This window comes from Rhodococcus sp. LB1 (genome assembly GCF_001583455.1).
Lineage (GTDB): Bacteria > Actinomycetota > Actinomycetes > Mycobacteriales > Mycobacteriaceae > Rhodococcus_F > Rhodococcus_F opacus.
In genome coordinates, this window is record NZ_LTCZ01000052.1 from 49,617 (window position 1) to 70,947 (window position 21,331).

Annotated in this window: 21 protein-coding genes; 6 read left to right on the forward strand and 15 right to left on the reverse strand. The window is 68.6% G+C overall.

Annotated features, from left to right (window positions below; all coding sequences use genetic code 11):
- Positions 1-756: a sirohydrochlorin chelatase gene (locus AZG88_RS09780; RefSeq protein WP_061045289.1), complete on the forward strand. Its 756-nt coding sequence runs from the start codon at positions 1-3 to the stop codon at positions 754-756.
- Here the strand turns inward: AZG88_RS09780 and AZG88_RS09785 are convergent.
- From AZG88_RS09785 to AZG88_RS09815, 7 genes are all read right to left on the reverse strand, one after another.
- Complete coding sequence (locus AZG88_RS09785) at positions 692-1,741, reverse strand: aminotransferase class I/II-fold pyridoxal phosphate-dependent enzyme (RefSeq protein WP_061697573.1); 1,050 nt, start codon at positions 1,739-1,741, stop codon at positions 692-694. The genes AZG88_RS09780 and AZG88_RS09785 overlap by 65 nt on opposite strands.
- Position 1,742: 1 nt before the next feature.
- Positions 1,743-2,765 (reverse strand): 3-oxoacyl-ACP synthase III family protein, encoded by a 1,023-nt coding sequence (locus AZG88_RS09790; RefSeq protein ID WP_061697574.1) that lies wholly within the window; start codon positions 2,763-2,765, stop codon positions 1,743-1,745.
- Positions 2,766-2,768: 3 nt separating this feature from the next.
- Positions 2,769-3,428: a hypothetical protein gene (locus AZG88_RS09795; RefSeq protein WP_061697575.1), complete on the reverse strand. Its 660-nt coding sequence runs from the start codon at positions 3,426-3,428 to the stop codon at positions 2,769-2,771.
- On the reverse strand, positions 3,425-5,137 hold the full coding sequence (locus tag AZG88_RS09800) for a thiamine pyrophosphate-binding protein (protein WP_061697576.1): 1,713 nt from the start codon (positions 5,135-5,137) through the stop codon (positions 3,425-3,427). The genes AZG88_RS09795 and AZG88_RS09800 overlap by 4 nt, the downstream gene beginning before the upstream one ends.
- A gap of 187 nt (positions 5,138-5,324) precedes the next feature.
- Positions 5,325-6,083 (reverse strand): anti-sigma factor family protein, encoded by a 759-nt coding sequence (locus AZG88_RS09805; RefSeq protein WP_061697577.1) that lies wholly within the window; start codon positions 6,081-6,083, stop codon positions 5,325-5,327.
- Positions 6,080-6,586, reverse strand: coding sequence for a sigma-70 family RNA polymerase sigma factor (locus AZG88_RS09810; protein WP_005247969.1), 507 nt, complete (start codon positions 6,584-6,586; stop codon positions 6,080-6,082). The genes AZG88_RS09805 and AZG88_RS09810 overlap by 4 nt, the downstream gene beginning before the upstream one ends.
- Positions 6,587-6,707: 121 nt before the next feature.
- Positions 6,708-7,109, reverse strand: a complete 402-nt coding sequence (locus AZG88_RS09815) for a DUF1801 domain-containing protein (RefSeq protein WP_061697578.1) — start codon at positions 7,107-7,109, stop codon at positions 6,708-6,710.
- Between the two features lie 159 nt (positions 7,110-7,268).
- Here AZG88_RS09815 and AZG88_RS09820 point away from each other — a divergent pair, with 159 nt between their 5' ends.
- From AZG88_RS09820 to cysC, 4 genes are all read left to right on the forward strand, one after another.
- Positions 7,269-8,129 carry a universal stress protein gene (locus tag AZG88_RS09820; RefSeq protein ID WP_005247973.1) on the forward strand — a complete coding sequence of 287 codons (861 nt, stop codon included), beginning with the start codon at positions 7,269-7,271 and terminating at the stop codon, positions 8,127-8,129.
- 249 nt (positions 8,130-8,378) lie between these two features.
- The gene (gene stf0, locus AZG88_RS09825) at positions 8,379-9,182 is read left to right on the forward strand and encodes a trehalose 2-sulfotransferase (RefSeq protein WP_005247975.1); all 804 of its coding nucleotides are present in this window, start codon (positions 8,379-8,381) and stop codon (positions 9,180-9,182) included.
- Complete coding sequence (cysD, locus tag AZG88_RS09830) at positions 9,179-10,132, forward strand: sulfate adenylyltransferase subunit CysD (protein ID WP_061045295.1); 954 nt, start codon at positions 9,179-9,181, stop codon at positions 10,130-10,132. Before stf0 ends, cysD begins: the two co-directional genes overlap by 4 nt.
- The gene (cysC, locus tag AZG88_RS09835; protein ID WP_061697579.1) at positions 10,132-12,015 is read left to right on the forward strand and encodes an adenylyl-sulfate kinase; all 1,884 of its coding nucleotides are present in this window, start codon (positions 10,132-10,134) and stop codon (positions 12,013-12,015) included. Before cysD ends, cysC begins: the two co-directional genes overlap by 1 nt.
- Here cysC and AZG88_RS09840 read toward each other — a convergent pair.
- The 8 genes from AZG88_RS09840 to AZG88_RS09870 all read right to left on the reverse strand — a co-directional run bounded on the left by AZG88_RS09840 (position 12,012) and on the right by AZG88_RS09870 (position 19,285).
- On the reverse strand, positions 12,012-13,505 hold the full coding sequence (locus AZG88_RS09840; protein ID WP_005247980.1) for a UDP-N-acetylmuramoyl-L-alanyl-D-glutamate--2,6-diaminopimelate ligase: 1,494 nt from the start codon (positions 13,503-13,505) through the stop codon (positions 12,012-12,014). The genes cysC and AZG88_RS09840 overlap by 4 nt on opposite strands.
- A 57-nt stretch (positions 13,506-13,562) precedes the next feature.
- Positions 13,563-14,945 carry a sulfatase family protein gene (locus tag AZG88_RS09845; protein WP_005247983.1) on the reverse strand — a complete coding sequence of 461 codons (1,383 nt, stop codon included), beginning with the start codon at positions 14,943-14,945 and terminating at the stop codon, positions 13,563-13,565.
- Positions 14,946-14,970: 25 nt separating this feature from the next.
- Positions 14,971-15,984 carry a sulfate/molybdate ABC transporter ATP-binding protein gene (locus AZG88_RS09850; protein WP_025432929.1) on the reverse strand — a complete coding sequence of 338 codons (1,014 nt, stop codon included), beginning with the start codon at positions 15,982-15,984 and terminating at the stop codon, positions 14,971-14,973.
- Positions 15,981-16,787: a sulfate ABC transporter permease subunit CysW gene (gene cysW, locus AZG88_RS09855; RefSeq protein WP_005247987.1), complete on the reverse strand. Its 807-nt coding sequence runs from the start codon at positions 16,785-16,787 to the stop codon at positions 15,981-15,983. The genes AZG88_RS09850 and cysW overlap by 4 nt, the downstream gene beginning before the upstream one ends.
- A complete protein-coding gene (cysT, locus tag AZG88_RS09860; RefSeq protein WP_005247989.1) occupies positions 16,784-17,665 on the reverse strand; it encodes a sulfate ABC transporter permease subunit CysT in 882 nt (293 codons plus the stop codon). Before cysT ends, cysW begins: the two co-directional genes overlap by 4 nt.
- 7 nt (positions 17,666-17,672) lie before the next feature.
- Positions 17,673-18,704 carry a sulfate ABC transporter substrate-binding protein gene (locus tag AZG88_RS09865; RefSeq protein WP_005247990.1) on the reverse strand — a complete coding sequence of 344 codons (1,032 nt, stop codon included), beginning with the start codon at positions 18,702-18,704 and terminating at the stop codon, positions 17,673-17,675.
- A gap of 182 nt (positions 18,705-18,886) precedes the next feature.
- Positions 18,887-19,015 carry an Ms4533A family Cys-rich leader peptide gene (locus tag AZG88_RS55510; RefSeq protein WP_368681004.1) on the reverse strand — a complete coding sequence of 43 codons (129 nt, stop codon included), beginning with the start codon at positions 19,013-19,015 and terminating at the stop codon, positions 18,887-18,889.
- Positions 19,016-19,102: 87 nt separating this feature from the next.
- Positions 19,103-19,285 carry a hypothetical protein gene (locus AZG88_RS09870; protein WP_005247996.1) on the reverse strand — a complete coding sequence of 61 codons (183 nt, stop codon included), beginning with the start codon at positions 19,283-19,285 and terminating at the stop codon, positions 19,103-19,105.
- An 86-nt stretch (positions 19,286-19,371) separates the two neighbouring features.
- On the opposite strand from AZG88_RS09870, the gene AZG88_RS09875 reads away from it, so the two are divergent.
- Positions 19,372-21,327, forward strand: coding sequence for a glycoside hydrolase family 15 protein (locus tag AZG88_RS09875; protein WP_025432930.1), 1,956 nt, complete (start codon positions 19,372-19,374; stop codon positions 21,325-21,327).
- Positions 21,328-21,331 lie beyond the last annotated feature (4 nt).

Consider the following 21,331-nt stretch of genomic DNA (forward strand, 5'->3'; position numbering starts at 1 on the left):
ATGACCCCGCTGATCGCTGTCGCCCACGGCAGTCGCGAGCCCCGCAGTGCGCGGGTGGTGGCGGCTGCCGTGTCGGCGCTCCGGGCGCAGCGACCGGACCTCGACGTCCGGCTGTGCTTCCTCGACCTCAACGCGCCGTCCGTGGACCAGGTGCTCGACGCGGTCGCCGCCGAGGGGCATTCCACCGCCGTGGTCGTGCCGATGCTGCTGGGCAGCGCGTTCCACGCCCGCGTCGATCTTCCGGCTCTCCTGGACGCCGCCCGTCTCCGTCACCCCCACCTGCACGTCCGGCAGGCGGACGTTCTCGGGCACGATGCGCGGCTGGTCGAGGCGGTCCGTGACCGCATCGGCGAGGCCGGCGGTTCCGTCGGCGAGTCCGGTCTCGGTATCGTCCTCGCCGCGGTCGGCTCGTCCGACCCGGCCGCGAACGACCGAACCCGTGAGTTGGCCGAATCGGTCGCCGCGGGCACCCGATGGTCGGGAGCGGTGACGTGCTTCGCGACCTCGGCGGAACCGACGGTGCAGCAGGCGATCTCGACGCTGCGGCAGGCCGGTGCCGCGCGCATCGTGATCGCACCGTGGTTCCTGGCTCCGGGACTGCTCACGGACCGGTTGAGCCGTGCGGCGGAATCCTGCGGACCGGGCATCACCTACGCGGCCACCATCGGACCGCACCCCCGACTGCTCGACGTCATGCTCGACCGGTACTCACAGACACACACGGAGCTGCAGCGGTACCGGGCACTGTCGGCCTGAGCGCGTCGATCACCGCACGCCCGGCGTCCCGGCTCCCAACCGCTATCCGCGCGTCGCCATTGGGGTAGGTGCGCGCGTGGATGCCGGCACGGGCGAGAGCGTCACCGACTTCCTCTCCGGGGATGTACAGGAAGTTAGCCTGACTGCGCGGGACCGGAATTCCCATCGCCCGCACCGTGCGCCACAGTTCCTCCCGTTCGGCGACGATGGCAGCCACCCGGGTACGGAGCTCGTGCTCGGCGGCGTACGACGCCGTGACCGCGGGAACGGCGGCGCTGCCCATCCCGAACGGCAATTGCAGCGTTCGAATCGTCCGCGCCAGAGCCGCATTCGCGAAGCCGAAACCGATACGCAACCCGGCCAGACCGTACGCCTTGGAGAACGTTCGCAGGAACACGACGTTCTGATGTTCGGCGATGATGCGATGCACGTCCAGGACCAGTCGGCGGTCGACGAACTCCACGTAGGCCTCGTCGAGGACGACTATCACCCGGTCCGGCACACGACGGAGGAATTCCGCCAGCTCGGCGGTGTCGACGAGCGTCCCGGTGGGGTTGTGCGGGCGGCAGACGACGACGAGCCGGGTGCGGTCGTCGATCGCGGCCGCCATCGCGGCCAGATCCTGCCCGCCGTCCGGGAGAATCGGTACCGGCACCGCGTCGAGTGCCGCGATGCGCGCCATGATCGGGTACCCGTCGAACGTCGGGGCGGTGAACACGATCCGCTCCCCCGGCCCGGCGACCGAGCGCATGATCTGCAGTGCGACGCCGGTGGCACCGGCGCCCACGACCACCTGATCGGCGTCGAGCCCTTCGTGATCCGCGATGACCTCGATCAGCCGTTCGGGCAGGAACTCCGGATACCGATGCGCCCGGCGCATCACACCGTCGAGCGCGTCGAGCACGGAGGGCAACGGGGCGAACGGGTTCTCGCTCAGCGCGAGATCGAATCTCACACCGGGTCCCGCGATGGTCGGCGTCGTCATCTCACACCCCCGCCGGGGCGGCGCCCCATCGAATCGCCCCGGCCCCGGCGAAGTCGCCCGCGTGCGCGAACGCGGACATCATCACCAGCGAACCGTTGGGGATGCGGCCTGCCCGGTTCTCGATGTCGAGGGTGACGGGGATCGCGGCGCCGAACAGGTTCCCGCATTCGTCGAACGTGTCGGGGTGTCGTTCCGCCGGTAGCTCGAGTGCGTCCCGCCAGTTGCGGAGGAACAGCCGGTTGGGCTGGTTGGTGACCAGGGTGTCGATCGCGTCCGGGGTGATGCCGATCTGCTTGCACACCGCGAGCGCCACCTCGGGGACGAGCCGGTTCCCACGGGCGAAGACCTTCGCGATCCTCGATTCGGTGAACCCGATGTGCAGTTGGCCGGTGCCCGCCTCCCAGTACTTGCGGGGCGGATCGACGGCGGCCGTCATGTCCCCGGCGAACTCGGGGTAGGTCCGGCACTCGAGCCCGAGCACCGGCGCGGCCTCCGACTTCACCAGCAGGCATGCGCCCGCGCCGTCACCGGGCACCGCCGACTGTGCCAGCGCGCGCACGTCCGATTGCGTGAAGATCTGGCCGGCGCTGTTCTGCACCGACACGATCAGGGCGGTCGACGGGTCGCCGGTCCGCATGATCTGACGTGCCAGTTTGATCATGTACACGAACGACGCGCAGCCGCCGTTGTGCAGGTCCACCACCCAGTCCGGGGTGATTCCCATCCGGCGCGCGAGTTCTCCGCCGGTGCCCAGGATCGGGACGTCGGGCAGCTGGGTGTGGGTGATGAGAATGTCCACGTTGGCGACGAGTTCGGAACCGTTCCGCTCGACCAGCGGGGCGATCGCACGTTCCGCCATGTCGACGGCGTTCTCGTCGCTCGCGATGTGGTGGCGGAATTTCGGCGCCCGGAACATGATGTTCTCGGCGAGCCGGTCGGTGGCGGCGAACTGGGCGAAATAGTCCGCTCCCACCCGGTTCTCGGGTAGGTAGCCGGCAATGTCGATCAGGCTGACGGTGTCCATGTCTCACTCACTCATCCAGGTCGGGGTCACGGGCAGGTCGTTCGCCCACCGGTATTCGCAGATCGCCTTGAGATTGCTCATCTCCAGTTGGTGTCCGGCGGCGAACATGTCCCAGAAGTCGCCCACCCACGGAACCCGGTCCGCGGGGGCGGTCTCGGGGTAGGGATTGTCGTCGTAGAACGGATGGTGGCAGTTGGTCCACAACACGACGGATCCGTCGACGTCCAGGACCGTACGCGCGTCCACCACCCGCATCAGATACACCATCCACAGGTGTTTCCCCTGGTCCCAGGCGCAGTGATAGTCGACGGTCATCGCGGCCGGGTGTGCCACGGTGCGCGTGTAGATCTCGGTGGTGTCGCCCAGGCGGTCGTACGCGAGCCACAGCCCGGGTTCTCCGGCCGGGGTGAATCCCCGGAGGCTGTACGTCCATTCCTCGAGGCTGCGGGTGTGGGAGAGGTAGCGGAACACCTCGTCCGGCGGGCAGTTGATGTATTCGTTGACAGTGCAGTACTTTCCGAACACCTGGTCGTGCGGATACACCGACCGCAGCATGTCCATGATGATCGGTGTCGTCGCCTGACGGTCGGAGGTCTCGATGCGGACGAGGCCGGGCAGGTCGGCGGGAAGGTCGGGCAGCGGGGTGATCTCTCGAGCGGTCATCGGCGGGCTCCTTCTCGGGATTCGGATCTCTCGGTCGGCTGCCGGGCAGGCAGGAACGGCAGGAACGGCGGCAACTCGTCGGCGTCGCAGGCGACTTCGATGACAGCGGGCCCCGCCGAGTCGGCCGTGGCGCGGAGAGAGTCGGCCAGGCCGGCGGGCGTGTCGACCGTGTGGGACGGCAAGCCGGGGAACAGTGCGCCGACTCCCGCCGCAATGTGGGCGGGACGAAACCGGCTGTAGGTGTATGCGCCCTCGAAGTACACCTGCTCGCGGGTCAGGCACATCGCGTGGGCGTTGTTGTTGAACACGACGAACGTCACCGGCACGTCGTACTCGACCGCCGTGTGGATCTCGAGTCCGTGCGCATAGAACGCACCGTCGCCGGCGATCACGAACGTGCGACGGCCGCGCGAGAACGCGGAACCGATCGCGGCGCCGAACGTGTAGCCCATCCCGCCCATTCCCAGCGCAACCACGAACCGGCCTCCGGCAGTCACCGGAAGGTGATGCACGACAGCGGCACCCGTGTTTCCGGCGTCCGCGAACACGTCGGCACCCGCAGGCATCACCGCGGAGAGCGCCTTCACCGCGTCCGTATAGCGCAGGCCCGACGAGCCGGACGGCGGCACGTCGATCGGGGTCGGATCGCACTGGGCGACGGGCGCACGCGAGGCCGCCGGTCCGATTTCGGTGACGAGCCCACGCAGCGTCGCCCGCAGATCCCGCGTCGGCACGTGACGGGCCTGCAGATACGGCTTCGCCGAGCCGACGCTGTACACCAGCGTCTTCTCGAGCACGGCATCCAGACCTCCCCGTGCCATCACCGGCAGTCGTGTGCCGACGAGCAGGCAGACATCGGAATCCTGCAGTGCGTCGACCACATCCCGATTCCCCATCGCGCCGGTGACCCCGAGCCGCCCGGGCGCACCGGGATCGAGCACGTCCCTCGCGTCGGGCGTGACGGCGACCCGGGCACCGAGCACGCGCACGAGTTCCGCGAGTTCCGTTCGCGCGCCGGCTCGCGCGACCTCGTCGCCGGCGATGACGGTGATCCGGCCGTAGTCGTCGCGCAGGGCTTCGGCGAGCCGCACGACGTCCGTCGTGGTGGTGTGGGATACCGTCGAGACCGTTCGAGCCGGTTCCGGGAACTCGCCGACCTCCTGCTGAATGTCCTTCGGCAGCAGGAGAACCGCCGGTCCACCGCGACGCGCGGCGGCCAGCGCCTCGGCGAGCTGGCGTTCGAGGTCGAGCGGCGACTCGACACGCGCACAGTACACGGACACCTCGCCGAACAACCGGGTCGCATCGATCGACCCCGCCAGTCCACTCGTGTCCTGGAATGCACCCATCCCTTCGAGCGTCGTCGGCGGTTGCCCTACCAACGCCAGAAGCGGCACACGGGACGCGAATGCCTCACCGAGCCCGGCGATCACATTGAGCGCGCCCCCGCCCGACGTCGCCGCGACCACCCCGATCCGGTTCGAGGTCCGGGCATACCCGTCGGCCATCGTCGTCGCCGAGAACTCGTGTTTGGCGACGACGCCCTCGACGTCGCGGGAGCGATGCAGCGCGTCGTACAGGTCCTCGATGTTCGCGCCTCCCACACCGAAGACGTGCTCGACCCCCTCCGCGGCCAGCGCCGAGACGATGTAGTCGGCGACGCGCATGGTGCGACCGGTTTTCCGTGGCTCGTGATCCGTGAGATTCATCGGCAGACCCCCGTGTCGTGGATCGGACGGGGCGACCTGCGGTCACCCACTGGATATACACACGAACCACGGACCGGTCGGGTTCACCAGTGGCAGAACATTTTTCCGGAAACGTTCGTGACGAACGAAACACGGCGATGGAGCGAGCAGGAGGTACGAAAACCGACCCGACTCCGTGGCAGCCCGCTCACAACGCCGTGGTCAGCAATACCTGATGGTCGTCGTCGGATCGGACGTCAATGCTCGCGATCGCGTCGACGGGCAGGCTGGTGGTGGCTGTGGGCCGCACCGTCCTGCCGGCCTCACCGGTCCAGGTGGCCAGTGTGGTGACCACTCCGGAGCGGTCGGTGACGGTCAGCGCGTACCCCTCGGTGTCGGCGCCGTAGCGACCGTCGCCGGGCCACGTGTCCTCGTAGGAGCACTCGACGAAGATGACCGTGCCCCAGGACGTCGACGCGACGGATGCGCTCGCGGTGATCGTCGTCGGGACCACGGGCGTGAACACCGTCTCGGTGGTGTTCGCGCGGTCCGGGAGGGGCATGGCCGTCACCGGGGCGGCCGGTCGGTGGTCCTGCGTCACCAGCACCCCGACGGGGACGGCAACGGCGACCACGGCGGCCGCCGCTGCGAGGGCCGTCGCCGCTCGCCGGTAGTGCCTGCGCCGCTGCACCGTGCCCACCAACTGGGTCAGCACACGCGGTGCGGGCGACTCCTCGTCCTCGGGCACAGCGTTCCCGGGCAGCGTGCCGAACGCCTCTTCCGGTGTGATCAGGGCCAGCAACCCGGGCATGCCCGCCAGCTCGGACACGGCCTGCGAGCACTGTGCGCAGTGGGCGAGGTGGGCCTCGTATTCGCGCCGATCGCTCGGGGACATCGCACCGAGCACGTATGCGGCGTCCCAGCGGACGTAGGGATCCTCATGCGACTCGAAGTCGTCGAACGTCATCGGGTCACCCCCATTTCCTGCAGAGCCAATCGAAGGGCCCGCAATCCGTAATGCATGCGGGATTTCACCGTTCCCTCCGGTATTCCGAGTTCGTCGGCGATCTGGTTGGTCGACATTCCCCGGTAGTAGCCGAGCACGAGAACCGCACGATGGTCGGGACTGAGCCGGGCCAGCGCATCACCCATCATCCAGGCGTCGAGAGCGCCGTCCGAGCTGTCCGGTGCAGCGCGTTCGGGTGTGGAGCTCATCCCGATCTCACGTTGGGAGCGGGCGCTGCGGTGCTCGTCGAACACGAGGTTCCGGGCGACCGTGAACAACCACGCCCGAGCCGACGACTCCGACTGGTCGAGCACGTTCGGATGCTTCCAGGCTCGCAGCAGTACCTCCTGCACGATGTCCTCGGCGCGGGCGCGGTCGCCGGTCAGCCGCAGGGCATACCGCCACACTGCGGGGGCATGCTCCTCGTACAGGGCGTGCATCAGCTCGGTCTGGGCATCCGGCATCGGTCACCACCTCCCAGCAGTACACACGGTTCACCCGCGCCTCCGGTTCACCGCGCCACCGAAACACAGGGAAACCCCAGGTGAGCCGGGTCGCAGCGGCCGAAAACCCTTGGCCCGTACATTAGGAGGTGTTCAGTGCCACGGCGGCGTGGACGAGCGCCTGGAACGCCTTCTCGTCGATCGTGTCGCCCTCGTGGAAATCGATGGCACGCCGGGTGTTGCCTTCGAGGCTGGAGTTGAAGAGTCCTGACGGGTCGTCCAGCGAGGCGCCCTGGGCGAACGTCACCTTCACCGCCTTCTTGTACGTCTCACCGGTGCAGATCATTCCGGCGTGCGACCACACCGGCACCCCTCGCCACTTCCACTCCTCGACGACGTCGGGGTCGGCCTGCGTGACGAGGGCACGGATCCGGGCGAGCGTCTCGCCCCGCCAATCACCCAGCTCCTCGATTCGCGCATCTATCAACTGCGAGGGAGAGTCACCTCCGCCTCCCTCGTCCGAGCCGCTCGTCCGCTTCTTCATGGTGGGCTGTCGCGCTCCTTCTGGCTGTTGTTGCTCGCAGGTCACTCGAGTATCCACGCGGACCGCCTCGATCGTGCCGGGATCGGCTGCCGACCGATTTACCTCTGGCGCGTCGGCGCCGTCCTGGACCAAACTGGAATGGAGGTGAGGAGCACCCCCATGAGCACAGCACGGATTCGACGCGGCATCGTGGCAGGCATCGACGGATCGGACGGCGCGCTGGAAGCGGCGGCGTGGGCGGCATCCGCGGCGAGGCGCTTCGAGGAGCCGCTGCGCCTCGTCCACGTGCTACCCAAGCATCCGAATTCCGCGGACGGTCACCCCGAAGGGGACGAGTTCCTCGACGCCGCCGAGCGCATCGTCCTGGACGGGCAGCAGGACCTGGACGTGGAGCGCAGCACCCACCCCGGTCCGCCCGCCCACGCGTTGGTGGAACTGTCCAAGACGGCCCGGATGCTGGTTCTCGGGCCCGCGGCGACGAGTGAGATGAAATCGGTGGTTGCCGGTTCCGATGTCGTGCGGGTGTCGAATCGAGCCGAATGCCCGGTCGTCGTCTGGCGCGGCATCCAGGGCCACGAGGTCAGCGAAACCCGGCCCGTCGTGGTGGGTGTGGACGGCAGCGAACTGAGCGACATGGCGGTGGCCCACGCGTTCGAGTTCGCGGCGTTCTTCGGTGCTCCCCTCGTCGCGGTGCACACCTGGGCCGAGCACTCCACCCTCGGTGCGTGGTACTCGGAGGAAAGACGCTTCACCGACTGGTCCGACCTGGTCCAGCACGAGGAGGCGTGGCTCGCCGAGAGCCTCGCGGGGTGGCACGAGAAATATCCCGATGTCGAGGTCACGCGCTGCCTCGAGCGTGGTGGGCCGATGAAGGTGCTCCTCGAGTACTCGTTCGGTGCACAGTTGATCGCGGTCGGCAGTCACGGGCGAAATCCGTTCACCGCGTCGATCGTGGGCTCGACGAGCCAGAGCCTCATCCACCACGCTCGGTGCCCGGTGCTCATCTGCCGAAAAGGCTGAACACCGGCAGGATCCGTTTCTCCCCTTTTCGATCAGCCTGATTCATATTCACGCTTCGCGGCGCCATTCCCCCGGCGAGGCGGGATCCGAATTCCTATGCCCGAACACTGCCCTGAACTGCCGAAACGCATAACGTCACGGCGCATACATCGGACACTCACATGCAGCAGAAAATGCCAAGTGTTTCAATCACGCTAATTCGATTTCCTCCAGATTTCGGCACCGAATTTCGCGTTTATAGTTTCCGGCATGTCGGAGCCACGCTCATATCTCGTGTGCGCGTCACAGCGCAGCGGCAGCACTCTGCTCGTCGAATCCCTTCGCGCCACGACCGTGGCCGGCAACCCCGAGGAGTTCTTCCAGTACCTGCCGTCCACCAGTCGATCGCCGCAGCCGCGGCAGTGGTTCGAGGGCGTCACCGACGAGGCGGTGCTCTCACTGCTCGCCCCGCTCGAACCGGGGACCGCCGACACCCGCACCGCGGAGCAGTGGCGCGATCAACTCCTCAGCCTCGGTCGCACGCCCAACGGGGTGTGGGGCGGAAAGCTGATGTGGAACCAGGTGCCGCTCGTCCTCGACCGCGCCGCCGGACTTACGGACCGGTCCGGCGACGACCTCCGGTCCGCCCTCGACGACATCCTGGGCCGCGACCTCGCCTTCATCCATGTCTACCGGCGTGACGTCGTCGCGCAGGCGGTGTCGATGTGGCGGGCGGTGCAGACTCAGGTGTGGCGCGACGACGCCACGCCGCCCGCCCCGCACGACGGCGCCGAGTACCACGCGGACGGCATCGCGCACCTCGTCCGCATTCTGCGCGATCAAGATGAGCAGTGGCGCAACTGGTTCGAGGCCGAGGGGCTCGACCACATCGACATCGGTTTCGACGATCTCGTCGCGGCGCCGCAGGCGACGGCGGCGAAGGTGCTCGTCGAACTGGGACTCGACGCCGATCTCGCGCCCCCGCCGCCGCTGAAGCGGCAGAGCGACGGCCGCTCCACGGAGTGGGCCCTGCGGTATCGGTCCGAGGCCGCTGCGAACGGACTTCCGCTGTGACCGTCGTCGGCGCCGCGGCACCGCGGCACCGCGCCGCCGTCACCGCCGCGGCACGGGTGGACGAACTCCGCGCGCTGGAGGCGGAGGCCGTGCACATCATCCGCGAGGTGGTCGCGGAACTCGAGCGGCCGGTTCTACTGTTCTCGGCGGGCAAGGACTCGATCGTGTTGCTGCGGCTGGCGGAGAAGGCGTTCCGGCCGTCCCCGTTGCCGTTTCCCGTCCTGCACGTCGACACCGGGCACAACTTCCCCGAGGTGATCGAGTTCCGCGATCGCCGGCTCGCGGAGGACGGTCACCGGCTGATCGTCGCGTCGGTGCAGGAGTCGATCGACAGGGGCCGCGTCACCGAATCGGGCGGCCCCGGCACGTCCCGGAACCGGCTGCAGACCCGCACCCTGCTCGACGCCCTGGAGGAGCACCGCTTCGACGCCGCGTTCGGCGGCGCGCGCCGCGACGAGGAACGGGCCCGCGCGAAGGAACGGGTGCTCAGCTTCCGCGACGAGTTCGGGCAGTGGGATCCGCGTTCGCAGCGGCCCGAGCCGTGGTCGCTGTACAACGGGCGGATTCGCCGCGGTGAACAGGTCCGCGTGTTCCCGCTGAGCAATTGGACCGAACTCGACATCTGGCGCTACATCGAACTCGAGAACCTGGCGCTGCCGTCGATCTACTTCGCCCACGAGCGGCAGGTGTTCGAGCGCGACGGCATCCTGCTTGGGTTGTCCGAGTACACGCTGCCCACCGAAGACGAACTGGTGCAACGGCTCCGGGTGCGGTACCGCACGGTCGGGGACCTGACCATCACCGGTGCCGTGCGCTCCGCCGCCGGCGACGTCGCCGGCGTGATCGAGGAGATCGCCGCGGCCACGGTCTCCGAACGCGGCGAGACCCGGGCCGACGACAGAACTTCCGTTGCCGCGATGGAAGACCGCAAGCGCGAGGGGTACTTCTGATGACCACCACCAGCCGGCCCCGCCAGTTGCTGCGGCTCGCCACCGCGGGCAGCGTCGACGACGGCAAGAGCACCCTGATCGGCCGCCTCCTCCACGACACCGGCAGTCTGCCCACCGACCACCTCGAGGCCGTGACGAACGCCGACGGCGAGGCGGACCTCGCCGCCCTGTCCGACGGGCTGCGCGCCGAACGCGAACAGGGCATCACCATCGATGTGGCGTACCGGTTCTTCTCCACACCCACCCGCAGTTTCGTGCTCGCGGACACGCCGGGGCACGAACGGTACACCCGCAACATGTTCACCGGTGCGTCGAACGCCCACGTGGCCGTGCTGCTCGTGGACGCCCGCGCCGGGGTGCTCCGGCAGACCCGCCGCCACGCGCGGATCGCCGACCTTCTCGGCGTGCCGCACCTGGTCGCCGTGGTCAACAAGATCGACCTCGTCGACTTCGACGAGACCCGGTTCAAGGAAGTCGAATCCGAACTCGGTCTGCTCGCGCAGCGCCTCGGCGGCCGCGACCTCACGGTGATCCCGGTGTCCGCCACCCGCGGCGACAACGTCGTCACGCGGTCGGATTCGACACCCTGGTACGACGGGCCCACAATCCTCGAGTATCTCGAGGAGGTGGAACTCGCCGCGCCGTCCGCGGTCGCGTCCGAGCTGCGACTGCCGATTCAGTGGGTGGCGCGTCCCAAGGACGACCGGCGACGCCGCTACACCGGCCGGCTGTCCGCGGGCATCCTGTCCGTCGGGGACGAGGTGGTGGTCCTGCCTGGGGGTTCCCGCAGCACGGTCACCGCCCTCGACACCCTCGATCCGAACCGGTCCGTCGCGGTGGCCCCGCTGTCGGTGTCGTTCGAACTCGCGGACGACCTCGACGTCGCCCGCGGCGATCTCGTCGTGAGCGCCGCCGCCGACGCGACCGCCCCCGCCCCGGCCCGCGAGATCGACGCGACGGTGTGCTGGCTGAGCGAGACACCGCTGCGGGCAGGTGACCGGGTGGCGCTCAAGCACACCAGCCGCACCGTACGCGCCACGGTTCAGGAATTGCACACCCGGCTCGATCCGGAAACCCTCGAAGAACACGACTCCCCCAGCGAACTCGCCCTCAACGACATCGGCCGGATCACGCTCCGGACGAGCACGGTGGTTCTCCCCGACCCCTACGCCACCAATCGCGACGCCGGCGCGTTCATCCTCATCGACGAGCAGAGCAACGACACCGTCGGCGCCGGCACCGTCAGCGAAGCCCGGGAAGTCGTGCCCGGCGAGCAGACCCGGCACGACGTCAAGTGGCACCCGTCGTCGCTGGAGCGGGATCGGCGCTGGTCCGCGACCGGGCAGCGGGGCGCCACCATCTGGCTCACCGGGCTGCCGGCGTCCGGGAAGTCGACGGTGGCGGTCGCGCTCGAACGGACCCTCGTCGACGCCGGACGGACCGCCTACCTGCTGGACGGCGACAACGTGCGGCACGGCATCTCGGACGACCTCGGATTCTCGCCCGGTGACCGCGCCGAGAACATCCGCCGCGTCGGACACCTCACCCGGTTGTTCGCGGACGCCGGGGTGGTCGCCATCGCGTCGATGGTGTCGCCGCTGCGCTCGGACCGCGCGATCGCGCGGGCGCTCAACGAGGCCGCGGGACTGCCGTTTCTCGAGATCCACGTGAGCACGCCGGTCGACGAGTGCGAACGGCGTGACCCCAAGGGGCTCTACGCCCGGGCGCGGGCAGGCGAACTCCGCGGCCTCACCGGGATCGACGCGCCGTACGAGGCCCCCGAGGACCCGGATCTCGCGTTCGACACCACCGGCGCCGATCTCGACGACCTCGTCGCGCGGATTCTCGCCGAACTCGCCCGGCACGAGACGCTGACCGCCTAGCGTGCGGCGAGCCGGAGGAGTGCCTCGTGGAGCGCGGTCCGGTCGTCGAACACACGTCGGTGCGGTCCGTACGCCTGAACCCGATCGTGCCCGCGGCCTGCGACGACCACGACGTCGCCCGGCGAAGCGAGGGTGACGGCGGCGACGATCGCCTCCGCGCGGTCGGGAAGGACGAGCACGTCGGCGCCGCCACCCCTGCGTGCTCCCCGCGCCACGTCCTCGCGCAGGCGCTGGGCGTCGTCGGAGTACGGGCTCTCGTCGGTGACGATGACCGTGTCGGCGAAACGGGCTGCGGTCGCGCCGAGCGGGACCCGCTTGCCGGGGTCGCGCTCACCGGTCGCCCCGACGACGGCGATGACCCGGCCTCGTGTCAGCGAGCGGAGGTACGGAAACAGACGTCGCTGTCCGGCCGTGTTGTGCATGTAGTCGACGAACGCGAGGAACGGCTGGCCCGCGTCCACCGCTTCCAGGCGTCCGGGCACCGTGTCGAGGTTCTCGATCCCGGCGACCGCCGAGTCGAGGTCCACGCCGCGAGCCGCAAGGGCGGCGATCGCCGCGAGTGCGTTGTCCACCTGGTGCACTCCGAGTAGCCGGAGCCGCACCGGTTTCCGCACCCCGGCACAGTGGAGCGTGAACGACGTGCCGCGCTCGTCCGCGTGCACGGCGGACGCGTGGACGTCGGCCGCCGCCGTCCTCGACGAGAACGTCACGCGGGGCACGGTGACGGTGGCGGCGAGGCGACGTCCGAACTCGTCGTCGATGCCGATGGCGGCCGCGGCGCAGTGCCCCGGTTCGAACAATCTGGCCTTCGCCGCGAAGTACGCGTCCATGTCGGGGTGAAAGTCCAGATGGTCGCGGGCGAGGTTGGTGAACACCCCCACCCGGAACGACGTTCCGTCGATACGGTGCAAGGCGAGGCCATGGCTCGACACCTCCATCGCGACGGCGCCGATCCGGTGCTCGGCGAACGCGGCGAGGGTCTGCTGGAGTTCGCACGCCTCGGGAGTCGTCCGGGTCGCGGTGCGTGACCCGTCCGGTCCCCGGACAGTGATCCCCGTCATCATGCCGGTGGCGACACCTGCCGCACGCAGTCCCGCGTCCAGCAGGTACGCGGTGCTGGTCTTCCCGTTCGTCCCGGTCACGCCGTAGACGTCGAGTGCCTCGGACGGATTGCCGTAGACCCACGCTGCCAACGGACCGAGAACACGACGCGGATCGTCGACCACGATCGTCGGCAGGACGTCCGACCCGCGGTCGCTGAGCATCGCGACAGCACCGCGCGCTGCGGCCTCGACCGCGAACTCGATCCCGTGCCGGTGCCGCCCCGGCAGCGCCGCGTACACGTCGCCGACCCGGACGAGACGAGAGTCCTGGCTGATACCCGTCACCGCTGCCTCGCCGGACCCGCGGAGCGTCGCCGAGCGGCCGAGGCGGCGCACCATCTCGCGCAGCAACTTCGGCGGGGTGCACCGCGGGCAGTCGACGCTCACGCTTCCAGTGCACCACTGCCGTGCAGGTCGCGGCGACGAAACCGCATCATCCGCCCACTACCCGGCGGCTACGTCGCTCCGGGGCTCGTCGAGGATTCCGCGTTCCGAACTGTAGGCCGAACGCACGTCCGGCACCCGGCCGAGTGTGGCGAGATATTCCTCCATGGCCTTCCGGGCGTAGGCCGTTCCCTCCGCCTCGCTCGGGATCGAGTCGCCCGTCGCCCGCCGCCACGTCGCGAGTTCCAGCGCCAACTCGGCCTGTGTCCCGGCGAAGTCCTCGGTGTCGGCCAGGTTGTCGCGCTCGCCGGGATCGGCGACCAGGTCGTAGAGTTCCCGGCTCGGACGCGGCCGGAGATGCTCGGTGCCCAGCGCCGCACCGGACAGGCTGTTCTCGATGTCGAGGGGCAGATCGAGCTTGGGCCGGGGTGCGTAGTTCTCGATGTAGCTGAACTGCTTGGTGCGCACCGCGCGAATGGGATCGAAGCTGTCGTGGAAGGTCTTCTCCGTGAACAGGACGTCGCGCGCCGTCGACTCCGACCGGCCCAGCAACTGCCCGGCGTGGGAGACGCCCTCCACGGCCGCGGGGATCGGGACCCCCAGCAGATCGAGGAGGGTGGGAACCAGATCCACCCCGCTGAACAGGTCGTCGTAGACGCGGGGCGCCGCCCGCAACCTCCGTGGTGGCCGGATGATCGTCGCAATTCCCGTGCCCGGCGCATACAGTGTCGACTTCGCACCGGGGAACGCCTCGCCGTGGTCGGTGAGGAACACGACCCACGTGCTGTCGTCGAGCCCCTCGTCGTCCAGCGTCTGCAGCAACCTGCCGACGGCCGCATCGGCCACCTCGATCGACCCGTGGAATCCGGCCAGATCCTCGCGGACCTCCGGCCGGTCGGGCAGGTACGACGGAACGTCGAAACCCTCGGGATCGGCGGGGACATACCGGTCGAGCGGGTACGGGCGGTGCGTCTCGAAGAAACCTGCGGTCAGCAGGAACGGTTGCGGAGGGAACCGCGCCAGCCACCGCGACGCCCGATCGGTGACGTATTCGCAGTACGAGTTCGTCACGTCGTACTCGTGGAAGCCGAGCCGCTTGGGATACGCGGTCTCGTGCTGCATCCCGAAGAGTGCCGTGTACCAGCCCGCCTCCGCCAACAGGGACGGCAGCGTGCGGACGTCGTCGTGGTACTGCCAGCCGTGGTGTGCGAGGCCGATCAGCCCGTTGCTGTGCGGGTACCGGCCCGAGAACAGGGCGCCACGCGACGGCGAGCACAGCGGCGCCGCCGCATGCGCGTCCGTCAGCAGCACACCCTCCGCCGCGAGCCGGTCCAGGTTCGGACTCCGCACCCCCGACGCGCCGTAACACCCGAGATGACGGCCCAGATCGTGCCAATGCACGATCAGAACGTTGTCACGGACGGGATTCACCGGGGTCGCCACAGTCGCCTCCTACATCGGCGGGGAGTTACAGGGAGACCGGAACTTCGGCCTCCGGGAGTTCGGGTGCCCGCGTCGCGCGCGCGTACACGGTCTCGCCCTCCTGCAGGCCGAGCGCCGCGCTGTCGCCACGAGTCACCTGCGCGGAGAACGGTTCACCGGTCGCCTCGTTACGCAGATCCACCCGCACCTCGAATCCCAGGTGCACCACTCGCTCGACGGTGGCCCGCGTGACGCCGAGCGATTCGGCCGTGCCGGCCTCCTGCGCGAGGGCCAGGTCGGGATCGCGGCCGAGGCGGATGTCGTGCGGCCGGACCAGCTGACCGTTGAGCTTGGCCACCGACCCGAGGAACGACATCACGAAGTCGTTGCGCGGACGGTCGTAGAGGTCCTCCGGCTCGCCGATCTGCTCGATCCGGCCCTTGTTGAGGACCGCGATCCGGTCGGCGACGTCGAGCGCCTCCTCCTGGTCGTGGGTGACCAGCACGGTGGTCACGTGCACCTCGTCGTGCAGGCGGCGCAGCCAGGTGCGCAGATCCGTGCGGACCTTCGCATCGAGCGCGCCGAACGGCTCGTCGAGGAGAAGCACCTTCGGGTCCACGGCAAGGGCCCGTGCGAGCGCCATCCGCTGACGCTGACCGCCCGACAGCTGCGCCGGATAGCGGTGCTGGAAGCCGTCGAGGCCGACGATCTCGAGAAGCTCGTTGACCTTCCGGTCGATCTCCGGCTTGGGCCGCTTGCGGATCTTCAGACCGAACGCGACGTTGTCGCGCACCGTCATGTGCTTGAACGCCGCGTAGTGCTGGAACACGAAGCCGATGTCCCGCTTCTGCGGGGAGATGTCGGTGACGTCGTTCCCGCCGATCACGACGGTGCCGGAGTCGAGGGACTCCAGGCCGGCGATGGATCGGAGCAGCGTCGACTTGCCCGAACCACTCGGCCCGAGGAGCGCGGTCAGCGAACCCGAGGGGATGTCGATGGTGACGTCGTCGAGAGCAGCAAAGGACCCGTAGTTCTTCCGGGCGCCGGTCACGGTAATCATGTGGTGCTCCTCTTGCGGTCGAGCAGAGTCATCAGAAGCAGGGTGATCAGCGCAATGCCCATCAGCAGGGTGGCTGCGGAGTACGCACCGAACGTGTTGTGGTCGTCGATGTAGCGCGAGTGCACGAGCAGGGTCAGGGTCTGGGACACACCGGGGAAGCCCGAGGACACCATGATCACCGCACCGAACTCGCCCAGCGAGCGGGCGACGGTCAGGACCACACCGTAGGTCAGGCCCCAGCGGATGGCGGGCAGTGTGATCAGCCAGAACGTCTGCCAGCGGCTCGCGCCGAGCGTCGCGGCGGCCTGTTCCTGTTCCTCGCCGATCTCGTGCAGGACGGGTTCCACCTCCCGCACGACGAACGGCAACGTCACGAAGAGGGTGGCGATGACCATGCCGGGCAGCCCGAAGATCACCTTGAACCCCAGCGATTCGAGCCCGCCGAACCAGCCGTTGGCACCCCACAGCAGGATCAGCGACACACCGACCACGATGGGTGAGACGGCGAACGGCAGGTCGACCACCGCCTGCACCAGGCCGCGGCCGGGGAAGCGGCCCCTCACCAGCGCAAGTGCCGTCACGATCCCGAACACCACGTTGACCGGGACGACGATGGCCACGATCAGCAGGGACAGGTTGAGCGCGGAGATCGCGGCGGGGGTGCTGATCGACTGGATGAAGGCGCCGATCCCGTTCTCGAACGTACGGAACAGGATGATGACGATCGGCACCACCAGCAGGCCGAACAGGTAGAGCAGCGCGACTGCGCGCAGGGTGATCCGGGTGGACCCAGAGAGCTTCATTCCGCCTGCTCCTCACGACGCTGCCCCCGGCTGGCGAAGACCCGGAGGGCGAACAACGTCACGAACGCGATGGCCAGGAGAGCCACCGACACGGCCGCCGCGGCGGCCGGCCGATCGATTTCGATCTGCTGTTGAATGTACTGGGAAGCGACCTGGGTCTCTCGGGGAATGTTTCCGCCGATCAGGACGACGGATCCGTACTCGCCGATCGCGCGGGCGAACGCGAGCCCCGCGCCGCTGATGATCGCCGGGGTCAGGGTGGGCAGCACGACTCTCCGGAAGATCGTCACGTTGTCCGCGCCGAGTGAGGCCGCGGCCTCCTCGACTTCCCTGTCCACCTCGATCAGCACCGGCTGCACCGAGCGGACGACGAACGGCAATGTCACGAATGCCAGTGCCACGATCAGACCGGGCTGCGTCGCGTTGAGGTGGACGCCGATCGGGCTCTCCGGGCCGTACAGCGACAGCAGCACGATGCTGGCCACGATGGTCGGCAGCGCGAACGGCAGGTCGATCAGCGCGTTGACGGCCCGCTTGCCGGGAAACTCGTCGCGCACCAGAACCCACGCGATGAGCGTGCCCATGATCACGTTGATCACGGCCACCACCACCGACACCACGACGGTGACGCGCAGGGACGCCACCGCCACGGGCGAGGTGATCGCGTCCACGAAGCCGCCGATTCCGTCGCCGAACGAGGCGACGGTGAGCGCGGCGAGCGGCAGGACCACGATGATGCTCAGCCAGAGCGTCGCGATGCCGATGCCGAGCGGTCCCACCGCACCGGTGACCCGGGCGACCTTCTTGCGCGTAGGCGGAACGGGCGGAGACGGCACCGTGGTGCCGCGTCCGCCCGTCGCCGTCGTCGTGTCGCTCATGTCGGTCTTACTTGGTTGCGTTGTCGTAGATCACTGCGATGGACCCGGTGTCCTTGGCGAACACCTCGGAGTCGACCTTGGACCAGCCGCCGAGATCGGCGATGGTCCACAGCTTGGCCGGCTCCGGGAACTTGTCGGCGAACTCCGCGGCCACCGCGGGATCGACCGGGCGGAATCCGGCCTCGCCCCACAGCTTCTGGCCCTCGGTGGTGTAGAGGAAGTCCTTGAACGCGTTGGCCTTCTCCAGGTTCTTGCTGTTCGACAGCACCGCGACCGGGTTCTCGATCTTGAACGTGGTCGGCGGGGTCACGTGCTCGACGGGGTCACCGTTGCCCTCGATGAACAGCGCCTCGTTCTCGTAGCTGAGCAGCACGTCACCGGTGCCCTGCAGGAACGCCTCCGACGCCTCGCGGCCCGACTTCGGCTGAATCTTCACGTGGTCGTTCACCAGCGAGGTGATGTAGGCCAGACCGGCGTCCGGGTCCTGGCCGCCGTTGCTCTTCGCCGCGTACGGTGCGAGCAGGTTCCACTTCGCGGATCCGGAGCTGAACGGGTTGGGGGTCACGACCTCGACGTCGGGACGCAACAGGTCGTCCCAGTCGTGGATGTTCTTCGGGTTGCCCTCGCGCACGACGATGGTGACGACCGAACCGAACGGAATCCCGTTGTAGGCGTCCTGGTTCCAGCTCTTGTCCACCAGGCCGGCGTCGACGAGGCGGGTGATGTCGGGTTCGACCGAGAAGTTGACGAAGTCGGCCTCGGCGCCGTCCTTGACCTTGCGGGACTGGTCACCGGAGGCACCGTAGGACGGCTGGAAGGCCACGCCCTTGCCCTCGTCGGTGGCGTTGAACGCGGGGATCAGCTTGTCGAAGCCCGGCTTCGGAACGGCGTATGCGTACAGGTTGATGGTGCCTGCGCTGCCGTCGGCACCGGCCGAGTCGCCGCCGGCGGTGTCGCTGGCGCCGCCGCTGCACGCGGTCAGCGCCACAGCTCCGAGCGTCACGAGGGCCGTGAGAAGACTACGAGAACGGCGTTTCATGGGAGAAACCTTCCTGGGGATCTGTCACAGAGGGGTGGTGCGAAAAACGTGAGGGGTGGTGCGAGAGGAGGAGCGCACGGATCGCCCGAGCGGGAATCGGGAATGCGAACGAAAATCAGCAGCGCGAGACCGGTCGAGCGTGCACGGTGTCACCCGCGCGCAGTGCTGTGTGCGAGGAGAAATCAACAACAGTCGATGTCGGCGACTGCGAGCATGCCGACAGCGATCAACGCCAATTCATGGCGGACCTGGTGTACAGCGGCTTCAGACACGCCGTGGACTGTAGCAGAGGCTGAACCAACCGCCCACATCGAACGGGATTTACCGGGTGACCAGCCATGCGACGACGACGAGGACGAGCAGCGCGAGCAGCGCGAGTGTGACGCGTGAGCGCGGCATCAGGGTTCCTCCACCTTCGAGACGTCCCGTCTGAGCAGGACGAAGACTGCGGCCAGGCCACGATCGAGCAGCCACGCCAGTCCTCGGCACACCGGCACCATCACCAGCAGCACGAGAGCGACCTGCGGAACGAACGGGAGCCCGGCGATCCACAGCTCGAAGCCGTCCCACCAACTCGCCATCCGGTCCACCGTGCCACCCTATCGTTCGCCGGCACGTGGTCGGCGCACAGGTGGACGCCGCGACGACGACGGCCGATGATGAGCAGATGGTGTCTCTCGACGCGCACTCGGACGACCGGCCCCGCTCCGCCGCGCATCGCCACCGTCGCGCGTTTCCGCCGATCGACGATTACGCATTCCTGTCGGACTGTGAGACCACCTGCCTGATCGCCCGGAACGGGGCCGTCGAGTGGATGTGCATCCCCCGGCCCGACTCTCCCAGCATCTTCGGCGCCGTCCTCGACCGCAGCGCCGGCCACTTCCGGATCGCACCGTACGGGCAGAACGTGCCCGCCGCCCGCCGCTACCTGCCGGGCGGACTGATCGTCGAAACGACGTGGCAGACCGAGACGGGATGGCTGATCGTCCGCGACGCACTCGTGCTCGGCCCGTGGCACAACGTGGAGCAGCGGTCCCGCTCCCGCCGCCGCACCCCCACGGACTGGGATGCCGAACACGTCCTGCTGCGGACCGTCAAGTGCGTGAACGGCACCGTGGACCTCGAGATGAGCTGCGAGCCCGCGTTCGACTACCACCGCGGCGACGCGGTGTGGGAGTACACCGGCAAGGTCTACGAGGAAGCCACCGCCACCTGCAAGTCGAGCGGTCCGGGCGACCACCCGACACTCCGGCTGACCAGCAACATGAAGCTCGGGCTGGAAGGGCGCGAGGCCCGCGCCCGGACCCGGATGGTCGAGGACGACAACGTGTTCGTCGCACTGTCCTGGTCGCACCTGCCTGCGCCGCAGACGTACGACGAGGCCGCCGAGAAGATGTGGCAGACGGCGAAGTTCTGGCGGGAATGGATCACGACCGGCCGATTCCCCGACCACAAGTGGCGTGGCTACCTGCAACGCAGCGCCCTGGCCCTGAAGGGGTTGACGTACGCCCCCACCGGCGCACTGCTCGCCGCGTCGACCACGTCGCTTCCGGAAACCCCCGGGGGCGAACGGAACTGGGACTACCGCTACGCGTGGGTGCGCGATTCGACGTTCGCCCTGTGGGGTCTGTACAGCCTCGGACTCGACCGGGAGGCCGACGATTTCTTCGCGTTCCTCTACGACGTGTCCAGTGCCGACGACGGCAAGTACCGGCCGCTGCAGGTGATGTACGGCGTCGGCGGCGAGCGGACCCTCGTCGAGGAGGAGCTGCCGCACCTGTCCGGCCACGACGGCGCGCGTCCGGTCCGGATCGGAAACGGTGCGTACGACCAGGACCAGCACGACATCTGGGGAACGATCCTCGATTCCGTGTACCTGCACGTGCGATCGCGCGAGCGGGTGCCCGAGACGCTGTGGCCGATGCTCAAACGTCAGGTCGAGGAGGCGATCGAGCACTGGCAGCTCCCCGACCGCGGCATCTGGGAGGTGCGCGGCGAGCCGCAGCACTTCACATCGTCGAAGATCATGTGCTGGGTGGCGCTCGACCGGGGCGCGAAACTCGCCGAACAGCAGGGCGAGACGAGTTACGCGGACCAGTGGGCCGAACTCGCCGACGAGATCAAGGCCGACATTCTCGAGCACGGCGTCGACGCACGCGGAGTCCTCACCCAGCGGTACGGCAGCGACGAACTCGACGCCTCACTCCTCCTCGCTCCGCTCCTGCGGTTCCTGCCCGCCGACGACCCGCGCATCCGCGCCACCGTGCTCGCCATCGCGGACGAGCTGACCGAGGGCGGGCTGGTGCTGCGCTACCGGGTGGAGACCACGGACGACGGGCTGACGGGCAAGGAGGGCACGTTCACGATCTGTTCGTTCTGGCTCGTGTCGGCGCTCGTGGAGATCGGTGAGCTCGACCGCGCCAAACGCCTGTGCGAGCGGCTCCTCGGGTTCGCCAGCCCCCTCGAGTTGTACGCGGAGGAGATCGATCCCGAGTCGGGCCGGCACCTGGGCAACTTCCCGCAGGCGTTCACCCATCTGGCGTTGATCAACGCGGTCGTTCACGTCATCCGCGCCGAGGAGGCCGCGGCGAGCGGCTTCCACCCCGCCCACTACGCGGTGTGATCAG

Excerpts from the sequence above, each read along its gene's own strand:
- cysC (WP_061697579.1), top strand. The coding sequence starts at position 10,132 with ATGACCACCACCAGCCGGCCCCGCCAGTTGCTGCGGCTCGCCACCGCG.
- AZG88_RS55510 (WP_368681004.1), bottom strand. The coding sequence starts at position 19,015 with ATGTGGGCGGTTGGTTCAGCCTCTGCTACAGTCCACGGCGTGTCTGAA.
- cysW (WP_005247987.1), bottom strand. The coding sequence starts at position 16,787 with ATGAAGCTCTCTGGGTCCACCCGGATCACCCTGCGCGCAGTCGCGCTG.
- AZG88_RS09795 (WP_061697575.1), bottom strand. The coding sequence starts at position 3,428 with ATGACCGCTCGAGAGATCACCCCGCTGCCCGACCTTCCCGCCGACCTG.
- AZG88_RS09865 (WP_005247990.1), bottom strand. The coding sequence starts at position 18,704 with ATGAAACGCCGTTCTCGTAGTCTTCTCACGGCCCTCGTGACGCTCGGA.
- AZG88_RS09870 (WP_005247996.1), bottom strand. The coding sequence starts at position 19,285 with ATGGCGAGTTGGTGGGACGGCTTCGAGCTGTGGATCGCCGGGCTCCCG.
- AZG88_RS09800 (WP_061697576.1), bottom strand. The coding sequence starts at position 5,137 with ATGAATCTCACGGATCACGAGCCACGGAAAACCGGTCGCACCATGCGC.
- AZG88_RS09875 (WP_025432930.1), top strand. The coding sequence starts at position 19,372 with ATGGTGTCTCTCGACGCGCACTCGGACGACCGGCCCCGCTCCGCCGCG.
- AZG88_RS09815 (WP_061697578.1), bottom strand. The coding sequence starts at position 7,109 with ATGAAGAAGCGGACGAGCGGCTCGGACGAGGGAGGCGGAGGTGACTCT.
- AZG88_RS09820 (WP_005247973.1), top strand. The coding sequence starts at position 7,269 with ATGAGCACAGCACGGATTCGACGCGGCATCGTGGCAGGCATCGACGGA.
- stf0 (WP_005247975.1), top strand. The coding sequence starts at position 8,379 with ATGTCGGAGCCACGCTCATATCTCGTGTGCGCGTCACAGCGCAGCGGC.
- cysT (WP_005247989.1), bottom strand. The coding sequence starts at position 17,665 with ATGAGCGACACGACGACGGCGACGGGCGGACGCGGCACCACGGTGCCG.
- AZG88_RS09850 (WP_025432929.1), bottom strand. The coding sequence starts at position 15,984 with ATGATTACCGTGACCGGCGCCCGGAAGAACTACGGGTCCTTTGCTGCT.
- AZG88_RS09780 (WP_061045289.1), top strand. The coding sequence starts at position 1 with ATGACCCCGCTGATCGCTGTCGCCCACGGCAGTCGCGAGCCCCGCAGT.
- AZG88_RS09785 (WP_061697573.1), bottom strand. The coding sequence starts at position 1,741 with ATGACGACGCCGACCATCGCGGGACCCGGTGTGAGATTCGATCTCGCG.
- AZG88_RS09790 (WP_061697574.1), bottom strand. The coding sequence starts at position 2,765 with ATGGACACCGTCAGCCTGATCGACATTGCCGGCTACCTACCCGAGAAC.
- AZG88_RS09805 (WP_061697577.1), bottom strand. The coding sequence starts at position 6,083 with ATGACGTTCGACGACTTCGAGTCGCATGAGGATCCCTACGTCCGCTGG.
- AZG88_RS09810 (WP_005247969.1), bottom strand. The coding sequence starts at position 6,586 with ATGCCGGATGCCCAGACCGAGCTGATGCACGCCCTGTACGAGGAGCAT.